15 protein-coding genes and 3 pseudogenes are annotated in these 15,446 nt (G+C 40.6%); 8 read left to right on the top strand and 10 right to left on the bottom strand.

All coding sequences use genetic code 11. From position 1 onward, the window contains the following. Positions 1 to 11: 11 nt before the first annotated feature. The 3 genes and pseudogenes from RS893_RS25595 to RS893_RS25585 form a co-directional block, all read left to right on the top strand. Positions 12 to 1,868 (top strand): annotated as a pseudogene (locus RS893_RS25595) (TonB-dependent siderophore receptor); the annotation flags it as partial. A 55-nt stretch (positions 1,869 to 1,923) separates the two neighbouring features. Further along, a complete protein-coding gene (locus tag RS893_RS25590; RefSeq protein WP_315788433.1) occupies positions 1,924 to 3,240 on the top strand; it encodes an MFS transporter in 1,317 nt (438 codons plus the stop codon). Positions 3,241 to 3,441: 201 nt separating this feature from the next. After that, the gene (locus tag RS893_RS25585; RefSeq protein WP_315788432.1) at positions 3,442 to 5,271 is read left to right on the top strand and encodes an ABC transporter ATP-binding protein; all 1,830 of its coding nucleotides are present in this window, start codon (positions 3,442 to 3,444) and stop codon (positions 5,269 to 5,271) included. A gap of 424 nt (positions 5,272 to 5,695) precedes the next feature. Here RS893_RS25585 and RS893_RS25580 read toward each other — a convergent pair. After that, positions 5,696 to 5,872, bottom strand: a pseudogene (locus tag RS893_RS25580) (c-type cytochrome); the annotation flags it as partial. Between the two features lie 2 nt (positions 5,873 to 5,874). Here RS893_RS25580 and RS893_RS25575 point away from each other — a divergent pair. Next, positions 5,875 to 6,086, top strand: a pseudogene (locus RS893_RS25575) (thioredoxin family protein); the annotation flags it as partial. Then, positions 6,069 to 6,440, top strand: a complete 372-nt coding sequence (locus RS893_RS25570) for an NAD-dependent epimerase/dehydratase family protein (protein ID WP_315792100.1) — start codon at positions 6,069 to 6,071, stop codon at positions 6,438 to 6,440. The pseudogene RS893_RS25575 and the gene RS893_RS25570, both read left to right, overlap by 18 nt. Here RS893_RS25570 and RS893_RS25565 read toward each other — a convergent pair. The 3 genes from RS893_RS25565 to RS893_RS25555 all read right to left on the bottom strand — a co-directional run bounded on the left by RS893_RS25565 (position 6,437) and on the right by RS893_RS25555 (position 7,688). Further along, the gene (locus RS893_RS25565) at positions 6,437 to 6,988 is read right to left on the bottom strand and encodes an RNA-guided endonuclease TnpB family protein (protein WP_315788431.1); all 552 of its coding nucleotides are present in this window, start codon (positions 6,986 to 6,988) and stop codon (positions 6,437 to 6,439) included. The two genes, RS893_RS25570 and RS893_RS25565, sit on opposite strands and share 4 nt — an antisense overlap. Beyond that, a complete protein-coding gene (locus tag RS893_RS25560) occupies positions 6,942 to 7,136 on the bottom strand; it encodes a transposase (protein WP_315788430.1) in 195 nt (64 codons plus the stop codon). Before RS893_RS25560 ends, RS893_RS25565 begins: the two co-directional genes overlap by 47 nt. A 228-nt stretch (positions 7,137 to 7,364) precedes the next feature. Continuing rightward, entirely contained in the window at positions 7,365 to 7,688 is a 324-nt protein-coding gene (locus RS893_RS25555; protein WP_315788429.1) for a helix-turn-helix domain-containing protein, read from the bottom strand. A 29-nt stretch (positions 7,689 to 7,717) separates the two neighbouring features. Between RS893_RS25555 and tnpA the strand changes: the two genes are divergently transcribed. Then, a complete protein-coding gene (tnpA, locus tag RS893_RS25550; protein WP_315792099.1) occupies positions 7,718 to 8,140 on the top strand; it encodes an IS200/IS605 family transposase in 423 nt (140 codons plus the stop codon). After that, positions 8,127 to 8,474: a hypothetical protein gene (locus tag RS893_RS25545; RefSeq protein ID WP_315788428.1), complete on the top strand. Its 348-nt coding sequence runs from the start codon at positions 8,127 to 8,129 to the stop codon at positions 8,472 to 8,474. Before tnpA ends, RS893_RS25545 begins: the two co-directional genes overlap by 14 nt. A 44-nt stretch (positions 8,475 to 8,518) precedes the next feature. Here the strand turns inward: RS893_RS25545 and RS893_RS25540 are convergent, their stop codons facing one another. From RS893_RS25540 to RS893_RS25515, 6 genes are all read right to left on the bottom strand, one after another. Further along, complete coding sequence (locus RS893_RS25540; protein WP_315788427.1) at positions 8,519 to 9,709, bottom strand: pyridoxal phosphate-dependent aminotransferase; 1,191 nt, start codon at positions 9,707 to 9,709, stop codon at positions 8,519 to 8,521. A 189-nt stretch (positions 9,710 to 9,898) separates the two neighbouring features. Next, positions 9,899 to 11,170 (bottom strand): MFS transporter, encoded by a 1,272-nt coding sequence (locus RS893_RS25535; protein ID WP_315788426.1) that lies wholly within the window; start codon positions 11,168 to 11,170, stop codon positions 9,899 to 9,901. Further along, a complete protein-coding gene (locus RS893_RS25530; RefSeq protein WP_315788425.1) occupies positions 11,133 to 11,594 on the bottom strand; it encodes a MarR family transcriptional regulator in 462 nt (153 codons plus the stop codon). Before RS893_RS25530 ends, RS893_RS25535 begins: the two co-directional genes overlap by 38 nt. Positions 11,595 to 11,613: 19 nt before the next feature. Next, positions 11,614 to 12,468, bottom strand: a complete 855-nt coding sequence (locus RS893_RS25525) for an ABC transporter permease (protein ID WP_315788424.1) — start codon at positions 12,466 to 12,468, stop codon at positions 11,614 to 11,616. Further along, entirely contained in the window at positions 12,425 to 13,276 is an 852-nt protein-coding gene (locus RS893_RS25520; RefSeq protein WP_315788423.1) for an ABC transporter ATP-binding protein, read from the bottom strand. Before RS893_RS25520 ends, RS893_RS25525 begins: the two co-directional genes overlap by 44 nt. 322 nt (positions 13,277 to 13,598) lie before the next feature. Next, a complete protein-coding gene (locus RS893_RS25515; protein WP_315788422.1) occupies positions 13,599 to 14,111 on the bottom strand; it encodes a GNAT family N-acetyltransferase in 513 nt (170 codons plus the stop codon). A 565-nt stretch (positions 14,112 to 14,676) separates the two neighbouring features. Between RS893_RS25515 and cysE the strand changes: the two genes are divergently transcribed. Beyond that, complete coding sequence (gene cysE, locus RS893_RS25510; protein ID WP_315788421.1) at positions 14,677 to 15,402, top strand: serine O-acetyltransferase; 726 nt, start codon at positions 14,677 to 14,679, stop codon at positions 15,400 to 15,402. Positions 15,403 to 15,446 lie beyond the last annotated feature (44 nt).

Here is a 15,446-nt window from a genome sequence, read left to right as displayed (position 1 = left end):
ATGAGGCATTAAACAACGTCAGCAATGTTATTTCTGGCGGTTTTGATACTGGCTCGGAAGCAAGATACACTATCCGGGGTTTTGATAATGCTCCTGTCTTGATTGATGGCTTCAGGCAATACAATTATCAAGAGGTTCCAGAAACAGCAAATATAGAGCGTATTGAAGTTCTCAAAGGCCCGGCTTCAGTTCTGTATGGAGAAATTCAGCCGGGTGGGATAATCAATGTTGTTACCAAAAAGCCGTTGTCAGAACCTTTTTATGAGGCTGAGTTACAGTTTGGCAACTATAATTTGATTCGACCCCGGATTGATATTTCTGGGCCGTTGAGTCCAAATGGAAAAGAGTTTTATCGGCTGAATCTGGCGTATCTAAATAGTGATGGTTTTCGAGATTTTGACCAGAATTTCGAGCAATTCTTTCTTGCACCTGCTTTAACTTGGAAGTTCAGCGATCGCACAAATCTAACCGTTGATTTGCAGTATTCATACCGCAGACGACCACAAGATACTGGTTTAGTTGCCGTTGGCGACGAAGTAATCGATCTGCCTCGCGATCGCGTTCTCAATGAACCAGACGATTATATTGAACGTAATTTCGTCAATACCGGATATAGTTTAGAACATCGTTTTAACGATAACTGGACAATACGCAATGCATTTCGATATGCAACAAGTAGTGTTTTTAGCGAGAGATTGACGATTCCAATTGCCTTTGATGAGGCTACTGGCGATCTCACTCGTGTCTACGCTTATGATGATTTTAATTCGGATGACTATTCCCTACAAACAAATGTAGTTGGTAAATTTACTACAGGTTCGGTGAAGCATACTCTGTTGTTTGGTGTTGATTTAAACCGAAACAACTCTACTAGTTATGCGAGAGCGAATTTCTCTAACCCAGTGTCAATTAATGTCTTCGATCCGGTTTACGACAGTTCTCCAAGACCCGATCTAAACGATTTACTCTTCGATAGTAAATCTACAACAAATAGGTTTGGCATTTATTTCCAAGATGAGATTGCCTTTTTCGACAATTTCAAATTACTAGCGGGTTTGCGCTATGAAACCGTAAATCAAAAAGTACAAAATGAGCCAGCATTTTTTAATTCTGGTGATGACACCAGTCAATTCAATGATGCTTTGACTCCGCGCATTGGAATTGTTTATCAACCGATTAAAGAAGTTTCCCTTTACGCTAGCTATTCCCAATCATTTAATCCTAACGTTGATAATTTCAGTGTTGATGGGGGGCTACTCGAACCGGAACGAGGTAGAGGTTATGAAATCGGAATTAAAACTGAATTACTAGAAGGTAGAATTTTTGCCAGCTTGGCATATTTTGACATTACCAAAACGAATGTTGCTACAGAAGACCCGAATTTTCCTGGGTTAGGTTTTTCAGTGGCAACAGGCGAACAGCGAAGTAGAGGATTTGAATTCGATATTAGCGGGCAAATTTTACCAGGATGGAATATTATTGCCTCCTATGCATACACAGATGCTGAAGTTACAGATGACACCGATCAATCTATTGTTGGCAATACACTTACAGGTGTTCCCAGAAATAGCGCTAGTTTGTGGACGACCTATGAGTTACAAAGTGGTAGTTTGCAAGGTTTAGGCTTTGGGGTGGGATTTAATTTTGTCGGCGAACGTAAAGGAGATTTGCAAAACACTTTTAACCTAGACAGTTACTTTCTCACCAATGCAGCTATCTTTTACCGTCGAGACAATTGGCGGTTTGCTCTCAACTTGAAGAATATTTTTGATGTCAATCACATCACTGGTGTGCCTTTCAGCAAAATCAGCGGTATTTATCCAGGGGAGCCTTTTACTGTGATTGGTTCAATTTCAGTGCAGTTTTAGCCAGAACTTTCCCCCAACAAAAAGTTGCACTCAACATTACAGGACTTTGTCTGTTGTGATTAGCATTAAAAGTCTAAACAAACTTGTGTTGCTCGGTAGTTTGTATCTATCACAGTTCATGCCATTTTGGTTTTTGTACCAGGCTCTACCTGTGTTCATGCGTCAAAAGGGGCTTTCTCTGGAAGCGATTAGTTTACTGCCATTGCTTTCTCTTCCCATCACGTTGAAATTTCTTTGGTCGCCCTTGATTGACCGCTATGGATTTACGCGCTGGGGACACTATCGCTTCTGGATTATTTGTTTTCAACTGCTGATTGCTTGTATCACAGCCGTTAGTGCTTGGCTGGATGTTGAACGCAACTTTAATGCATTGCTGGTCTGTATGACAATCATATGTCTATCTAGTGCCAGTCAAGATATTGCTACCGATGCCCTTGCTGTGGGGTTACTAGAGCCTCAGGAACGAGGTTTGGGGAATGCAGTGCAAAGTGCAGGTGGATCTCTTGGTGCAGCTATCGGTGGAGGAGGAATGCTAATTTTGTTGAATTATTGGGGGTGGACTGCCAGTCTACAAATTTTGGCAGTGATGATGTTTGTCGCACTGATACCACTTTTTTGGCATCAAGAGCAGGTAAAGAACAAACAGGTTGCATTAGATAGTGTCACAAATGAGCGATACACGAATCTCATAGATCTGGTATCTACTTCATCTACATCTGCTACAAAGTCTATTACCAACCGTGGTACCAACTTTCTACTCCCTATTTCTTACTTGAAGACATTCATCAACTTTTGCACTAGCCCAGGTATAGGAAACTGGTTGCTACTGTTACTGTTGTATTCAGCAAGCAGCAGTATGGCAGCTACTATGTTTCGTCCTCTGCTAGTAGATATTGGACTTTCCCTAGCAGATATTGGTTGGCTGATGGGAATTGTAAATACTGTTGCTGCGATACTTGGCGGGATTACCGCAGGTTTTTTGATTGCCCCTTGGGGACGAAAGCGATCGCTAACTATATTTAGTTTACTGTGGGCAATGAGTATGGCTGCTTATCTACTTCCTGCATTTGGCATGACTAGTTTATTTGCTCTTTATCTTGTGGTAATCTGCACAGAGTTTACTGGTGGAATGATTGGCACAACTACATTCACCATGATGATGGATAAAGCCACCTCAGAATCGCCCGGTACTGATTATACTATCCAAACATCAGTCGGTGTCTTTGGTAGTATTGCTGGAGCTGCGCTCAGTGGTGTTCTTGCCCAAGCAACTGGTTATCGGGGAGTCTTTGCGATCAGTTTGGCGATCGCGATAATTAGCGTTTTAATGATTTCCAAAGTCTTTAACTTCACAAGGCAACCAAGAGTTTAAAGTCGTTTTTTATAACAGCCATAGTCTTTAAACTAGGCTAATAAAATGCCTTATTTATTGCAAATATAGGACTCATATTTGATTTTTGAAATATACGTAGGGTGCGTTAGCCAGAGGCATAACACACCGTCCAAAGGCTTTGGTGCGGTACTCTCGTTCTAAATATTGCATCAATTACCTCACAATACATAACAAACAATCATGACAATAACAACAAAATTTCTGAGATTAGCTAACAAGCCTAAAAATTCAACTTATCCTTTACAACGCTTGCTCAATTATGCAAGACGGTATCACCAACAAATTTGGCAAGCAACATCCTTTTCAATCATTAATACAATTTTAGACTTAGCACCACCGTGGTTGATTGGTACTGCGGTAGATATTCTCGTCAAGCAGCAAGATTCCATAATTGGCAAGTTGGGAATTAAAAATATAGTTTCGCAATTTTTGCTGCTCTCATTTCTTACGGTGATTATCTGGATATTTGAATCGCTTTCTCAGTATGCCTATGATCGAATATGGCGTAATTTAGCCCAGAATATTCAACATGATCTTCGTTTGGATACATACAATCATGTCCAAGAATTAGATTCAGCTTACTTTGAAGAAAGTAGCACTGGTGGCTTGATGTCAATTCTCAATGATGATATTAACCAGTTAGAATATTTTTTGAATTTTGGAGCAAATGTACTCATTCAGATTAGCACCTCAATCATCATTTTAACAGTTGGTGCTTTCTGGATTTTACCTACCTCCATTACTGTAGCTGTATTATTGCCAATGCCATTTATTGTTTGGGGGTCTTTTGCTTATCAAAAACGTCTAGAAACTCGTTATGCTGATGTGCGGGAAAAGGTAAGTTTTCTGAACGCACGACTAGCAAATAATCTCAGTGGAATTAATACAATTAAAAGTTTTACTGCTGAAGAATATGAAAGTGCGAGATTGGCAGGCGAAAGTGAAGCATATAGAAAAAGTAACTCTAAAGCAATTAAACTGTCGGCTGCTTTTATTCCCTTAATCAGAATGCTAGTTTTAGTAGGGTTCACAGCCTTATTATTTTGGGGAGGTATGGTAACATATGCAGGTAAGATATCTATTGGCAATTACAGCGTTTTACTCGTTTTAGTACAGAGATTATTGTGGCCTTTAGTAAACTTGGGAGAAATATTTGATAAATATCAAAGGTCAATGGCTTCTGTCAATCGTGTGATGAATTTGTTAGATGCTCCTATTAACATTACTAGGGGAGATATATCTTTACATATTGCTCAAGTACGTGGTGAAATTGACTTCAAGCAAGTTACCTTCACCTATTACAATCGAAAACCAGTAATTAAAAAACTATCCTTACATATTCCTTCAGGTAAAACTATTGCGATCATTGGTTCTACAGGTTCCGGGAAAAGCACTTTAGTGAAACTATTATTGCGATTTTATGATATTTCTTCTGGAACGATTACTATTGATGGTATTGATATCCAAAAATTAAATTTATATGATTTGCGTCGCAGTATCGGGTTAGTCAGTCAGGATTTATTTTTATTTCATGGTACTGTTGCTGAAAATATCGCTTACGGGACTTGTGATGCTAATGACGAACAAATAATTAAAGCTGCCAAAATCGCCGAAGCTCATGAATTTATTATGCAGTTACCCCAAGGTTATGAAACGATAGTCGGAGAACGGGGTCAAAAATTATCGGGTGGACAACGGCAAAGAATTGCGATCGCCAGGGCTGTTTTAAAAAATCCGCCAATATTAGTTTTAGATGAAGCTACATCGGCGGTGGACAATGAAACTGAAGCGGCAATTCAGCGTTCCTTGGAAAGAATTACTGCCAACAGGACGACGATAGCTATAGCCCATCGTCTTTCTACGATTCGTAATGCCGATCGCATTTATGTGATGGAACATGGAGAATTGGTTGAGTCGGGAACCCATGAGGAATTGTTAGACCGAAATGGGATTTATGCTAATTTGTGGCGAGTGCAGTCAGGGGTGAAATCAAGAAGCCAAAATATATAATCAGGGGAAGAGCTGGCAAAGCTGTCACTAAGTGCAAACTATATTGTTTAGTTTAAATAGCAGTCTGGAAATAAAGGGAGAGTCGCTGAGGACGATAGTCAGGTAAAGGAGACATTATTTTGTATTAAATAAAAGTGCAGAGGTATCAGGATAAAAATAGGTTGTCTCTATCACTAAATCGAGATTAATCAGCAAAGTACATTAACAGGTTTAGAATTAACATTTGTTGTGATTTTAGGACTGGGAATTAGTAAAGAATGTGCGGGTGAACAGATAAAAAAACAGGCGAGTGCAATGGCAATGCCAAAATCGAGAATCAATCGAAACAAGCGATTCATAGATATATCTCGCACTACTCGCAGAACAAATACAGCAGGTAAGGTATATGCCCTACCTAGCTATTAAAATCAGCCTTGTTGTGGCTTTAATTCCAGCTTTTATCGGCTTGTCCGAGGACATATGCTGCTACATCTTCAATTTGCTCTGGTTTTAAACGAGCTTTGAAGGCAGGCATAGCATTTTTACCATTCGTAACTTGGGCAATTATTGCCTCTGCTGAGTTCATCCCATTTTTTTCCAAATCACTCTTATTCAAGCTTTTAAGAGTTGGATTTATCTTATCCTTTGCTTTTTGACGAAACGCAGAAAACGGCAAAGAACTTTTTTGCTGCTTGTACTCCAGACTTTTTTTATTTGATGCTGGCCGAAAGCTGGTCTATCGCGGACAACTAGACGACAGCCATCCTAATAACGGTATACCTGTAACTGGAGGTGATTTACGAGCAGCTATTGAAGATGTGTTGAGCGATCGCGCGGCTGGTGAATATAGTTCCAGCATTTTTCATGAAGATATTCCACGTCCTATTCGTTTTGAAAAAATTGGACGAGTGGCGATTGATACTCATGTGATTATAGGTGTTACTCGGGAAGTATATTCTGTAGTTTTATGTCCCTGCTTAATCTATGGTCATGGGACAGGTTTACATACCGAAAGCATTCAAGTCCCTCGGATGATTGCAGTTGCAAAGAAATATCGGGCAGCTAGATACATTGGTAAAGGAGAAAATGTTTGGTCAACCGTCCATATTGACGATCTTGTGAATGCCTACTTGCTTGCACTTGAAAAAGCTTCTGCTGGATCATTCTTTTTCTTGACACTCCCCCGCTAATTGCTTCGCAATGTAGCGGGAGATTCTTGCTTCTCAGAAACACGCACGGCAGTTACTCTACTTGGGGAAACCCCAAGACCGCACTGCCTCTTTTTGGCACAAGTGCCAACGAGTCTTACTGCTTCTCCACAAGCTTGAACTTCTGTGTGTCCCACAGTATTTGCTGACAATATTCTTATCCGTTGTGTCCTCAAGTTTCGTGAAGCATTTTCATCCCTGTCATGGGGTGTTTGGCAACTCGGACAAATCCACTCACGGATACTTAAATTCAGAAAATCATTTTTATGACCGCAACATGAACAAAGCTTTGAACAGGGAAAGAATCTGTCAAGTTGAACAAATTTACTCCCTTGTCTGTTTAGTTTGTAGCTGATGAAATTAAGCAGCATACCAAAACCAGCATCATGTATTGATTTGGCGAATTTGGTACGAGCTAATCCCTTAACACAAAGCTTCTCAGCTACTATGACTTGGTTTTCATCACATAAGTTTCGTGAGAGTTTATGGAGAAAATCTTGTATTAGATATTTTTTCGTGAACCCTAGCAACTACTTTAACTGCTTTACGCCTATTGTTAGACCCTTTAACTTTACGAGACAGAGATTTCTGTCTAATTCGTAGTCGTTTGGCATATTTTCTCGTGGGTTTGATTGGGTCAACCTTATAACAGGTTTCACCATCAAACACAGTTATCAAACTGGTCAACCCAAGGTCAATTCCCGATATCTTACCTTGTTTATTGGTTGTTAAATCTTTTGTCTCAAATAAGATTGCAGCAAAATATTTATCTGTGCTTGTCTTAGAAACAGTTACAGATTTAATCTTGCCATTAATATTTTTTGAAAGACTAGCTTTAACAATGCCAAGCTTAGGTAGCTTTAATCCACCATCTTTAATTGAACAACTTTCAGGAAATCGGATTGATTACTTAGAGTGCTTGTTCTTGAATTTTGGAAATCCAGTACTTTTAGAGAAAAAGTTTTTAAACGCAGATTCCAAATTCTTGAGTGACTGTTGTAGAACAGCAGCAGTTGGTTCTTGTAGCCATTTATAATTAGTTAGTTTCTTCAATTGGGTAAGGTCTTTAGCCATCTGGCAGTAAGTCATACCTTTACCCGTTTCTTCGTATTGAGTATTGGTTTTATTGAGGTAGAAATTCCAAACAAAGCGAGAACATCCAAAGCTTTTAGCTAAAGATATTTCTTGCTCTTTGTTGGGATAAATTCTGACCTTCAGTACGTCTAACATCAATATAATTTTGAGAAACTTATGGTAAGATACTGCTTACCGCTATCTCTCGTCAATATATTTACAATTATGGTTTTAGGTCTGTTTACAGACTTAACGCTCATATCGTCTTAGTTGTAAAGTACCGCAGAAAAGCTATTAATGCAGAAATACTAAACAGACTAAAAGAAATAATCACAGATACCCTAAAAAAATGGGACTGTGAGTTGTTAGAGTTCAATGGTGAAGCAGACCATGTACATTTATTAATTGACTACAAACCAGACAAACCACTCTCAACACTGATTGGAAATATTAAAACAGTGAGCAGTAGATTAATTCGTAAAGAGTTTCCTTGGTTGGCTAAAAAATACTTCTATAATAAGCCTTACTTTTGGACTGGTGCGTATTTTGTAGCTAGTTGTGGAGGTGTCACGGTTGAACAATTAAAAAATTACGTTGAGAACCTTTGAACTTCCACGCACATTGATTCGCTGCGCTCAATTTTATATTGGTCGCAATTCATCTCCCGTTAAGTCCGGCGACTGTAACGGGAGTCAAGAATGCTCCATTAAGATAGAAAACGGCGAAGCTAGCTTTAAAGATATTGCTGAGGCAATCCATCGTGAACTAGGCTTTGACGGTGCAGTGCAAACATGGACAATCGAGGAAGCAGTTCAAGAATGGGGACAACAAGCGGCTCACTTTGCTTTTGGTTCTAATAGCCGTATTCGTTCCGATAAAGCTAGAAACGTTCTTGGATGGATACCTAGCTATTCATCAGTGCTTGATTGGCTAAGAACATAATTGCGACTATCGCCAACTTTAGCGAAGCAAGTGGGGATTTCCACTTAATTGGCAGCTTGTAAAACTGAGTGCAACTTCAACAATCGCTCTTTTGCCTTTGCCAAAGTTTCTGGCTTCTTACTAAAACAGAACCTGATAAACTTTCTACCCGCCTCTGATTGTGAGAAAAAGCTAGAACCGGGAACCACAGCCACACCAATCTCTTTAATTAAATATTCAGTAAATTCCATAGCATTGTTGTAACCAAAACGCGAGATATCCGCAAACACATAGTAGGCTCCTTTGGGTACAAAACAAGGAATTCCCACCACATCCAAAATTTGCAAGATATTGTCTCGCTTTTGCTGATAAAGCTTTGCTAGTTCTTCATAATAATTCACAGGAAGTTGCATGGCTGCTACTCCTGCTCTTTGCAAAGGTGCAGGTGCGCCAACGGTGAGAAAGTCATGAACCTTACGAATTGCTCCTGTTAATTCTGGGTTTGCCAGAATATAACCAACTCGCCAACCAGTCACACTGTAAGTCTTGGAAAGACCATTAATAGTAACAGTTCGCTCAGACATGCCTGGCAAAGTTGCCATTGCAATATGCTGCGTTCCGTCATAGAGAATGTGTTCATAGATTTCGTCTGTAAATACCAACACATCCCACTGCTGACAAAGTTCAGCGATTAAAGTTAGTTCTGCACAAGAAAATACTTTCCCGGTTGGGTTATGGGGTGTATTAATGATAATGGCTTTGGTGCGTTCATTAAATGCGCGACGCAGTTGTGCTTGATCAAATGTCCAGTCGGGTGGATGCAGCGAGACGTAACGAGGAGTTGCACTGGCTAAAATCGTATCAGGCCCGTAGTTTTCATAATACGGTTCAAACACAATCACTTCGTCACCTGGATTTAGAGTTGCCAGCATGACAGCTGCCATTGCTTCTGTTGAACCACAGGTGACGGTAATTTGTCGTTCCGGATCAATATCTAAGCCCAAGTACCAATGGAGTTTTTCTGCAATCGCATGACGAAAGGCTTTATCGCCCCAGGTAATTGCGTACTGATTAATGTCTTCCTGAATTGCTTCGCAAGCTGCCTGTTTTAACTGGGGTGGACAAGGAAAATCAGGAAATCCCTGTGCCAAATTCACAGCATCGTATTGCAATGCCATTCTAGTCATTTCGCGAATGACTGACTCTGTGAACTGGTTTGCTCTATCTGAAATTTTCTGCTTTCCTGTTGGAGTCACGTTTATGTTTATTCCTCTATATAATATAGAAATAACTTTAACTCGATAAGTTTACCGTATATTTTACCAATAACTAGTATTATGTTGTTTTGCGATCGCATGATTGCTGCCCAGGTGGGAGAGGGATGATCTCGATACCATACTTAGAGGCAGTGGTAAGAATTTTGTCCAGGTCTTCAAACTCATTTTTTATTCATACTCATGCAACGCCCCTAACTTCCGAATTTCTGGCCAAATCATAGCTGTTGCAATTACCACGATAATTGTACCAATTCCCCCACCAACCACAGAGATTACTGGGCCGAATAATGCAGCAGTTAAACCTGACTCAAAACCTCCCAACTCATTTGAGGCACTGATAAATACGCTGTTAATGGCAGCAACTCGACCGCGTAAATGATTAGGTGTGCGAATCTGCACTAAAGTATGGCGAATTACAACGCTGATACTATCCAAAGCCCCACTTAATGCCAGCATCAGCAGTGATAGCCAAAACCAACGAGATAGCCCAAAGATTATCGTGACGATACCAAAACCAACCACCGACCACAGTAAAGCTGGCCCAGGTTTGCGTAACGGTGGTAAGTGTGCCAAAGCCACTGCCATAATTAATGCACCTATAGATGGAGCTGCTTGTAGATATCCCAACTCGACTGGGCCTACCTGCAAAATATCTTTAGCAAAAATGGGTAATAGTGCAACTGCACCCCCTAGCAAGACAGCAAACAGATCCAAGGTGATTGCTGCTAAAATAACCTGGTTCTGCCAGACAAACTTTGCACCAGCAGATAAAGCTTTTAGGGATATTGGTTCTTTGGTAAAAGTAGTTTTTTGGTCTTTAATTGCTACTGTTAAAGCAAAACACAAAAATGATGCGATCGCCGCTAACACATATACCCTTGTGGCACTTCCCAAAATAGCGATCGCAAATCCTCCTAAGGCCGGCCCAATTACTGTTGCTAGCTGAAAGCTTATACTATTCCAAGTGGCAGCATTAGTAAAAATACTTTTTGGTATCAATTGCCACATCAAAGCATCACTGGCAGGTTTCAAGAACGCTCTAGCAATGCCTGTTAACAGTAAGAAGGTATAAACCAGAACAACTGAACCCTGATAGTAGGAAATAACAGCCAAAGCCAGCGAGCAAAGCACTAGCAACATGATGGAAAGTAACATGGTGTGTTTGCGATCGCTCTTGTCGGCGACATGTCCGGCAATCAAAGTCAGAGCAATCATCGGCAGAACTTGCGCCAGCCCCACCCCACCTAACACCATAGCTGAGTTGGTACGTTCATACAGTTCCCAACCAATCGCTATAGTCTGCATTTGTGAACCTGTAAACAGGAGTACACGCCCAATTGTAAATAGTCGATAATCTCGATATCTTAGGGCTGCAAAGGGATCTTGTTGTGCAACTTCTGTTTTAAGGAGCTTTGGGAACTTCTGTTTGCTCGAAGACATTTTTGAGTAGAGCCAAACCTTCTTCAATTTGTGATACTTGTTCTGGTGTCAAATCTTTTAAAATTTCAGCAATATGAGCGCGAGTTTTTTGTTGAGATTGCTCAAGAAGTTGCTTACCTTCTTCAGTTAAATTGAGAACAACTCGTCGCCGTTCTTGGGGATGATCGGTGCGTTGTACCAGATGGCGTTGTACTAGTCGTTCTATTGTTGTTGATGCGGTAGCACAAGTGACGCCGAGATGTTCTGCTACCTCAGATAATGAAGCGCCAGGATTGCGCTTGAGAAATGCTAGCGATCGCAGCTGAGGTATAGACAAAGAGTCAGCACTGTGAGTCCGCATATCAGCTCGGATAAACCGCATTAATAGTGGAATTGTTTCCATTACTCTAGCGGCACATTCTTGAGAAGTTTTACCGAGCTTCATGAGACTGTGATTCTCCTGATTACATCGCCACCCGTGGATAAAGTTTTCCACAGATGATTGTTAAGCCTATCAATGTTAGCAAGAGAATTATACAATCTAGACCAAACCCATATAGACTAGAGCCATTTGCTAGCATCGTACCGCGTAGAGCATCAACTTGGTAAGTCAAGGGGTTGACATGGGAAATGAACTGCAACCAGTTTGGCATGAGTGATATGGGATAGATGGCATTGCTAGCGAAAAATAATGGCATAGTCAACAATTGCCCAATTCCGGTAAATCGTTCTCGGGTTTTTACTAGACAGCCAATGATCAGCGAGAAAATGCAAAAACAACCAGCACCTAACAGCACAATTACTAATACTTGAAGTAAAGCTAAGGGACTGAGATTTAACTTGACACCTAACAGCAGTGCCAATCCATAAATGATTACTATCTGTGATAAGCATCGTACACCACAACCTAGAGCTTTACCCAACACCATCGCGGCACGAGGTGTAGGACTAGCGAGGAATTTATGCACAATTCCCAAATCTCGCTCCCAAATCAGCGTCATACCACCAGTGAAAATTGCCATAAACAGCACACTTTGAGCGAGAATACCAGGAGCCATAAACTCCAAATAAGATAAGTTCCCTGTCTCAATAGCACGAGTGCGGGTGAAGACTTGTCCAAAGACTAATAGCCATAATGCAGGCTGTACACCTCGTATTAGTAAATCGTAAGGATCGTGGCGGAGTTTACGTACTTCTAGTTCAGCGACAACAAGAGTTTTCCTGATTAGTTGAGCGATCGCACAGATAATATTGTTTTGATGAGCTGGTCTTTTGTCAACCCAACCGTTGAGCATTACGTCTGGTTCTTGCGGTGTCATGGTAACTAACTCCCAATGCTAATTCATCCCCTGTGTAGTAAATAAACACATCATCTAAGGTTGCGTTTGGTTTAGCGATCGCAGCTTTTAATTCTTGAGGTGTGCCAGTGACAACTTCCTTACTCTGGTTCATAATTGTCACGCGGTTACACAAACTATCAGCTTCTTCTAAAAAGTGGGTAGTTAAAAATATAGTTGTGCCATAGTTAGCATGGAGTTCTTGCACAAGTTGCCAAACCTGAGTACGAGCAACTGGATCAAGTCCTACTGTTGGCTCATCTAAAAACAAAATCTGCGGTCGATGTAAGATAGATTGGGCTATTTCTAGCTTGCGAATCATGCCGCCAGAGTAAGTTCTGACCAAACGATGGGCTACTGAGTGCAAACCCATGAACTCCAGCACATCATGGATGCGCTGTTGGCGTCGCTTCGATGAAACATCATACAACTTGGCAAAAATTAAAAGATTCTCGTAGCCTGTAAGGCTGCCATCAGCAGAAAGAGCTTGGGGTACATAACCGATGACTCTTCTAACTGCATCAGATTGATGAGTCATATCATAGCCAGCTAGAGTTGCCTGACCAGCGCTTGGTAGTAACAGGGTTGTCAACATCTTAATTACTGTACTTTTGCCGGCTCCATTGGGTCCTAGCAAGCCAAATACTTCTCCAGGTGCTACGGAAATATTTAAGTTATCAACTGCTGTGAACTTGTCAAAGCGGCGCGTGAGTCCCCGAGTTGACAATATAGACGAGTTTGGAGTGTTTACGGACGTTGACCAATCAGTTTTTCCCGTCAGTTTAGTCACGAGTAGAATGCACTTCTTTTGTAAATTTATTTAGATAATCTAACTATTAGCTTCTCATATTTTTTCTGGAAGTCAAGAGTTCATAGAACCTAACCAACGCCCTGAAATCGTAGTGAATGCTGATTTCCTTTCTGATTTCAAGATGCAGAAGTAATAGTGTGGATACAAAAATTTATCGCTACAGATAAAACGCAGCAGTTGGAATAGACCTTTTGCATGAATCCTCAAAATTCCACCCTAACCCTCCCCTTACTAAGGGGAGGGAGTTAATATATTGCTTCCCCCTTGACAAGGGGGACTAATCAACAACTCTATGATTTTGTCATTCAACTGTTAAGCGGTATAAAAAATGGGGTAAACTTGCGTGAATAATCTCACGTTCGTATTTAAATCCTAACTTTTCCATAACCCTTTGTGAAGCTTTGTTAGTCGTGAGAGTAAAGCAAACTATCTCATGCAACTTTAGTAGTTCAAAACCAATTTTCAAGATTTTCTCACCCATTTCTGTTGCTAATCCTTTACCCCAAAATTTAGCCATAAGAGCGTATGCTAACTCAACTTCATTGATACCTTCTACATTAGTATTGCGAAGACCAGCACGACCGACAAACTGATTATTAACTTTGTCTCGAAATACCCATAATCCGAATCCATACTGCTGCCAATGATGCAAGTTATTTAAAATAAAAAGCCTTGTTTCTTCATCAGAACGAATACCGCCTAAAGTTGCCATAACTTGCGAGTCTTGGTGCATACGGTCAAGTTCATTCAAGTGTTGAAATTGTAAACGCTCAGCCAGTAGACGATGAGTAGTAAATGTTTCTATTAACTGCATATTTTTTACTAAATTATTGACATAGCAAATTTTTTCGTCAAACAAGTGAGCTTCTTGGCATTGAATATTGGAACCTCACATAACATCCTTATATCCAGCTAGAAAAGGCCACTGTTCAATTTGCTGCATTTAAGGATTAGTGATCCAGTAGTAATTGCTATCTTGTTTTTTCACCAACAAAATAATAAAATTTTAATAGTATTTCCATATACAGAAATTCTACTCTTAATATTATTGATCACAGATTTTTGGGCGGGTGAGTACACGTTAAGTTATGCAAAAATATGTTGCTTAAATCTTTGCAAAGTCTTACAAGCAAAGAGCTAGAGATTGAGTACCAAAATGCCTAGCCCCTAGCCCAAAAATACTAGAACCCCTAGTCTAAAAATACTAGCACCCCTACCCCCAGAAGAATTTTAAATTTCCATTAAATGGGGGATGAGCGTGCTTGAGTACAACCTTAATCAATCCAATAAATCCAATCGTCATCGGCTCCACTGTCCCCTAACCAAGTGTCTGGTATAAGCAGAAAAATAGCACACTGCTTTTAATCAGAGCATTACCGATGCAACAGACACTAAATCCTATTCGGAATTCAAATACTGCCAAAACACCGGATAGTGCAAATGGCATTTTTGAACCTTTGTGGAGTGATTTTCGCATTATCTTTGAGCGTGATCCAGCAGCACGCAATTGGTTAGAGGTGCTGTTTTGCTATCCCGGATTCCATGCACTCTGTTTGCATCGCCTCGCCCACTGGTTATATCGTCGCAAGATAGCTTTTTTTCCTCGCTTGCTTTCTCATGTAGGACGATTTTTGACAGGAATTGAAATTCATCCAGGTGCAGAAATTGGTAAGGGAGTATTTATCGATCATGGCATGGGTGTTGTGATTGGTGAGACTGCTATTGTCGGAAACTACAGCTTGATTTATCAAGGTGTTACTCTCGGCGGAACCGGTAAAGAAACGGGTAAACGTCATCCTACTTTGGGTGAAAACGTTGTCGTGGGAGCAGGTGCAAAAGTTTTGGGCAATATTTCCATTGGCGCAGGGGCCCGCATTGGCGCAGGTTCAGTGGTGTTACGAGATGTCCCTAGTGATTGCACTGTCGTAGGTATTCCTGGACGCAATATTTCCCACAAACAGAATAAACGTCTCTCTCCTCTAGAACACGGCAAACTTCCGGATGTGGAAGCAACTGTGATTCGCTCTTTGCTTGAACGCATAGAACAGCTCGAACAACAAGTGCAAATTTTGAAAAATCAACAGTCAAAGGTCAATAGTCAATAGTCAATTGTTGTTTGTTGTCTGTTGTTTGTTGCAACCAACAACCA

The organism is Fischerella sp. JS2, from assembly GCF_032393985.1.
In the GTDB taxonomy this organism is placed as follows: domain Bacteria; phylum Cyanobacteriota; class Cyanobacteriia; order Cyanobacteriales; family Nostocaceae; genus Fischerella.
The sequence above is the reverse complement of the archived record's forward strand: the minus strand, read 5'-3'. Positions and strand labels throughout refer to the sequence as shown.

Bases quoted from the DNA above. Each gene is read 5' to 3' on its own strand.
- RS893_RS25585 (WP_315788432.1), top strand. From the start codon at position 3,442: ATGACAATAACAACAAAATTTCTGAGATTAGCTAACAAGCCTAAAAAT.
- RS893_RS25515 (WP_315788422.1), bottom strand. From the start codon at position 14,111: ATGCAGTTAATAGAAACATTTACTACTCATCGTCTACTGGCTGAGCGT.
- RS893_RS25530 (WP_315788425.1), bottom strand. From the start codon at position 11,594: ATGAAGCTCGGTAAAACTTCTCAAGAATGTGCCGCTAGAGTAATGGAA.
- cysE (WP_315788421.1), top strand. From the start codon at position 14,677: ATGCAACAGACACTAAATCCTATTCGGAATTCAAATACTGCCAAAACA.
- RS893_RS25555 (WP_315788429.1), bottom strand. From the start codon at position 7,688: ATGTTAGACGTACTGAAGGTCAGAATTTATCCCAACAAAGAGCAAGAA.
- RS893_RS25535 (WP_315788426.1), bottom strand. From the start codon at position 11,170: ATGTCTTCGAGCAAACAGAAGTTCCCAAAGCTCCTTAAAACAGAAGTT.
- RS893_RS25525 (WP_315788424.1), bottom strand. From the start codon at position 12,468: ATGACACCGCAAGAACCAGACGTAATGCTCAACGGTTGGGTTGACAAA.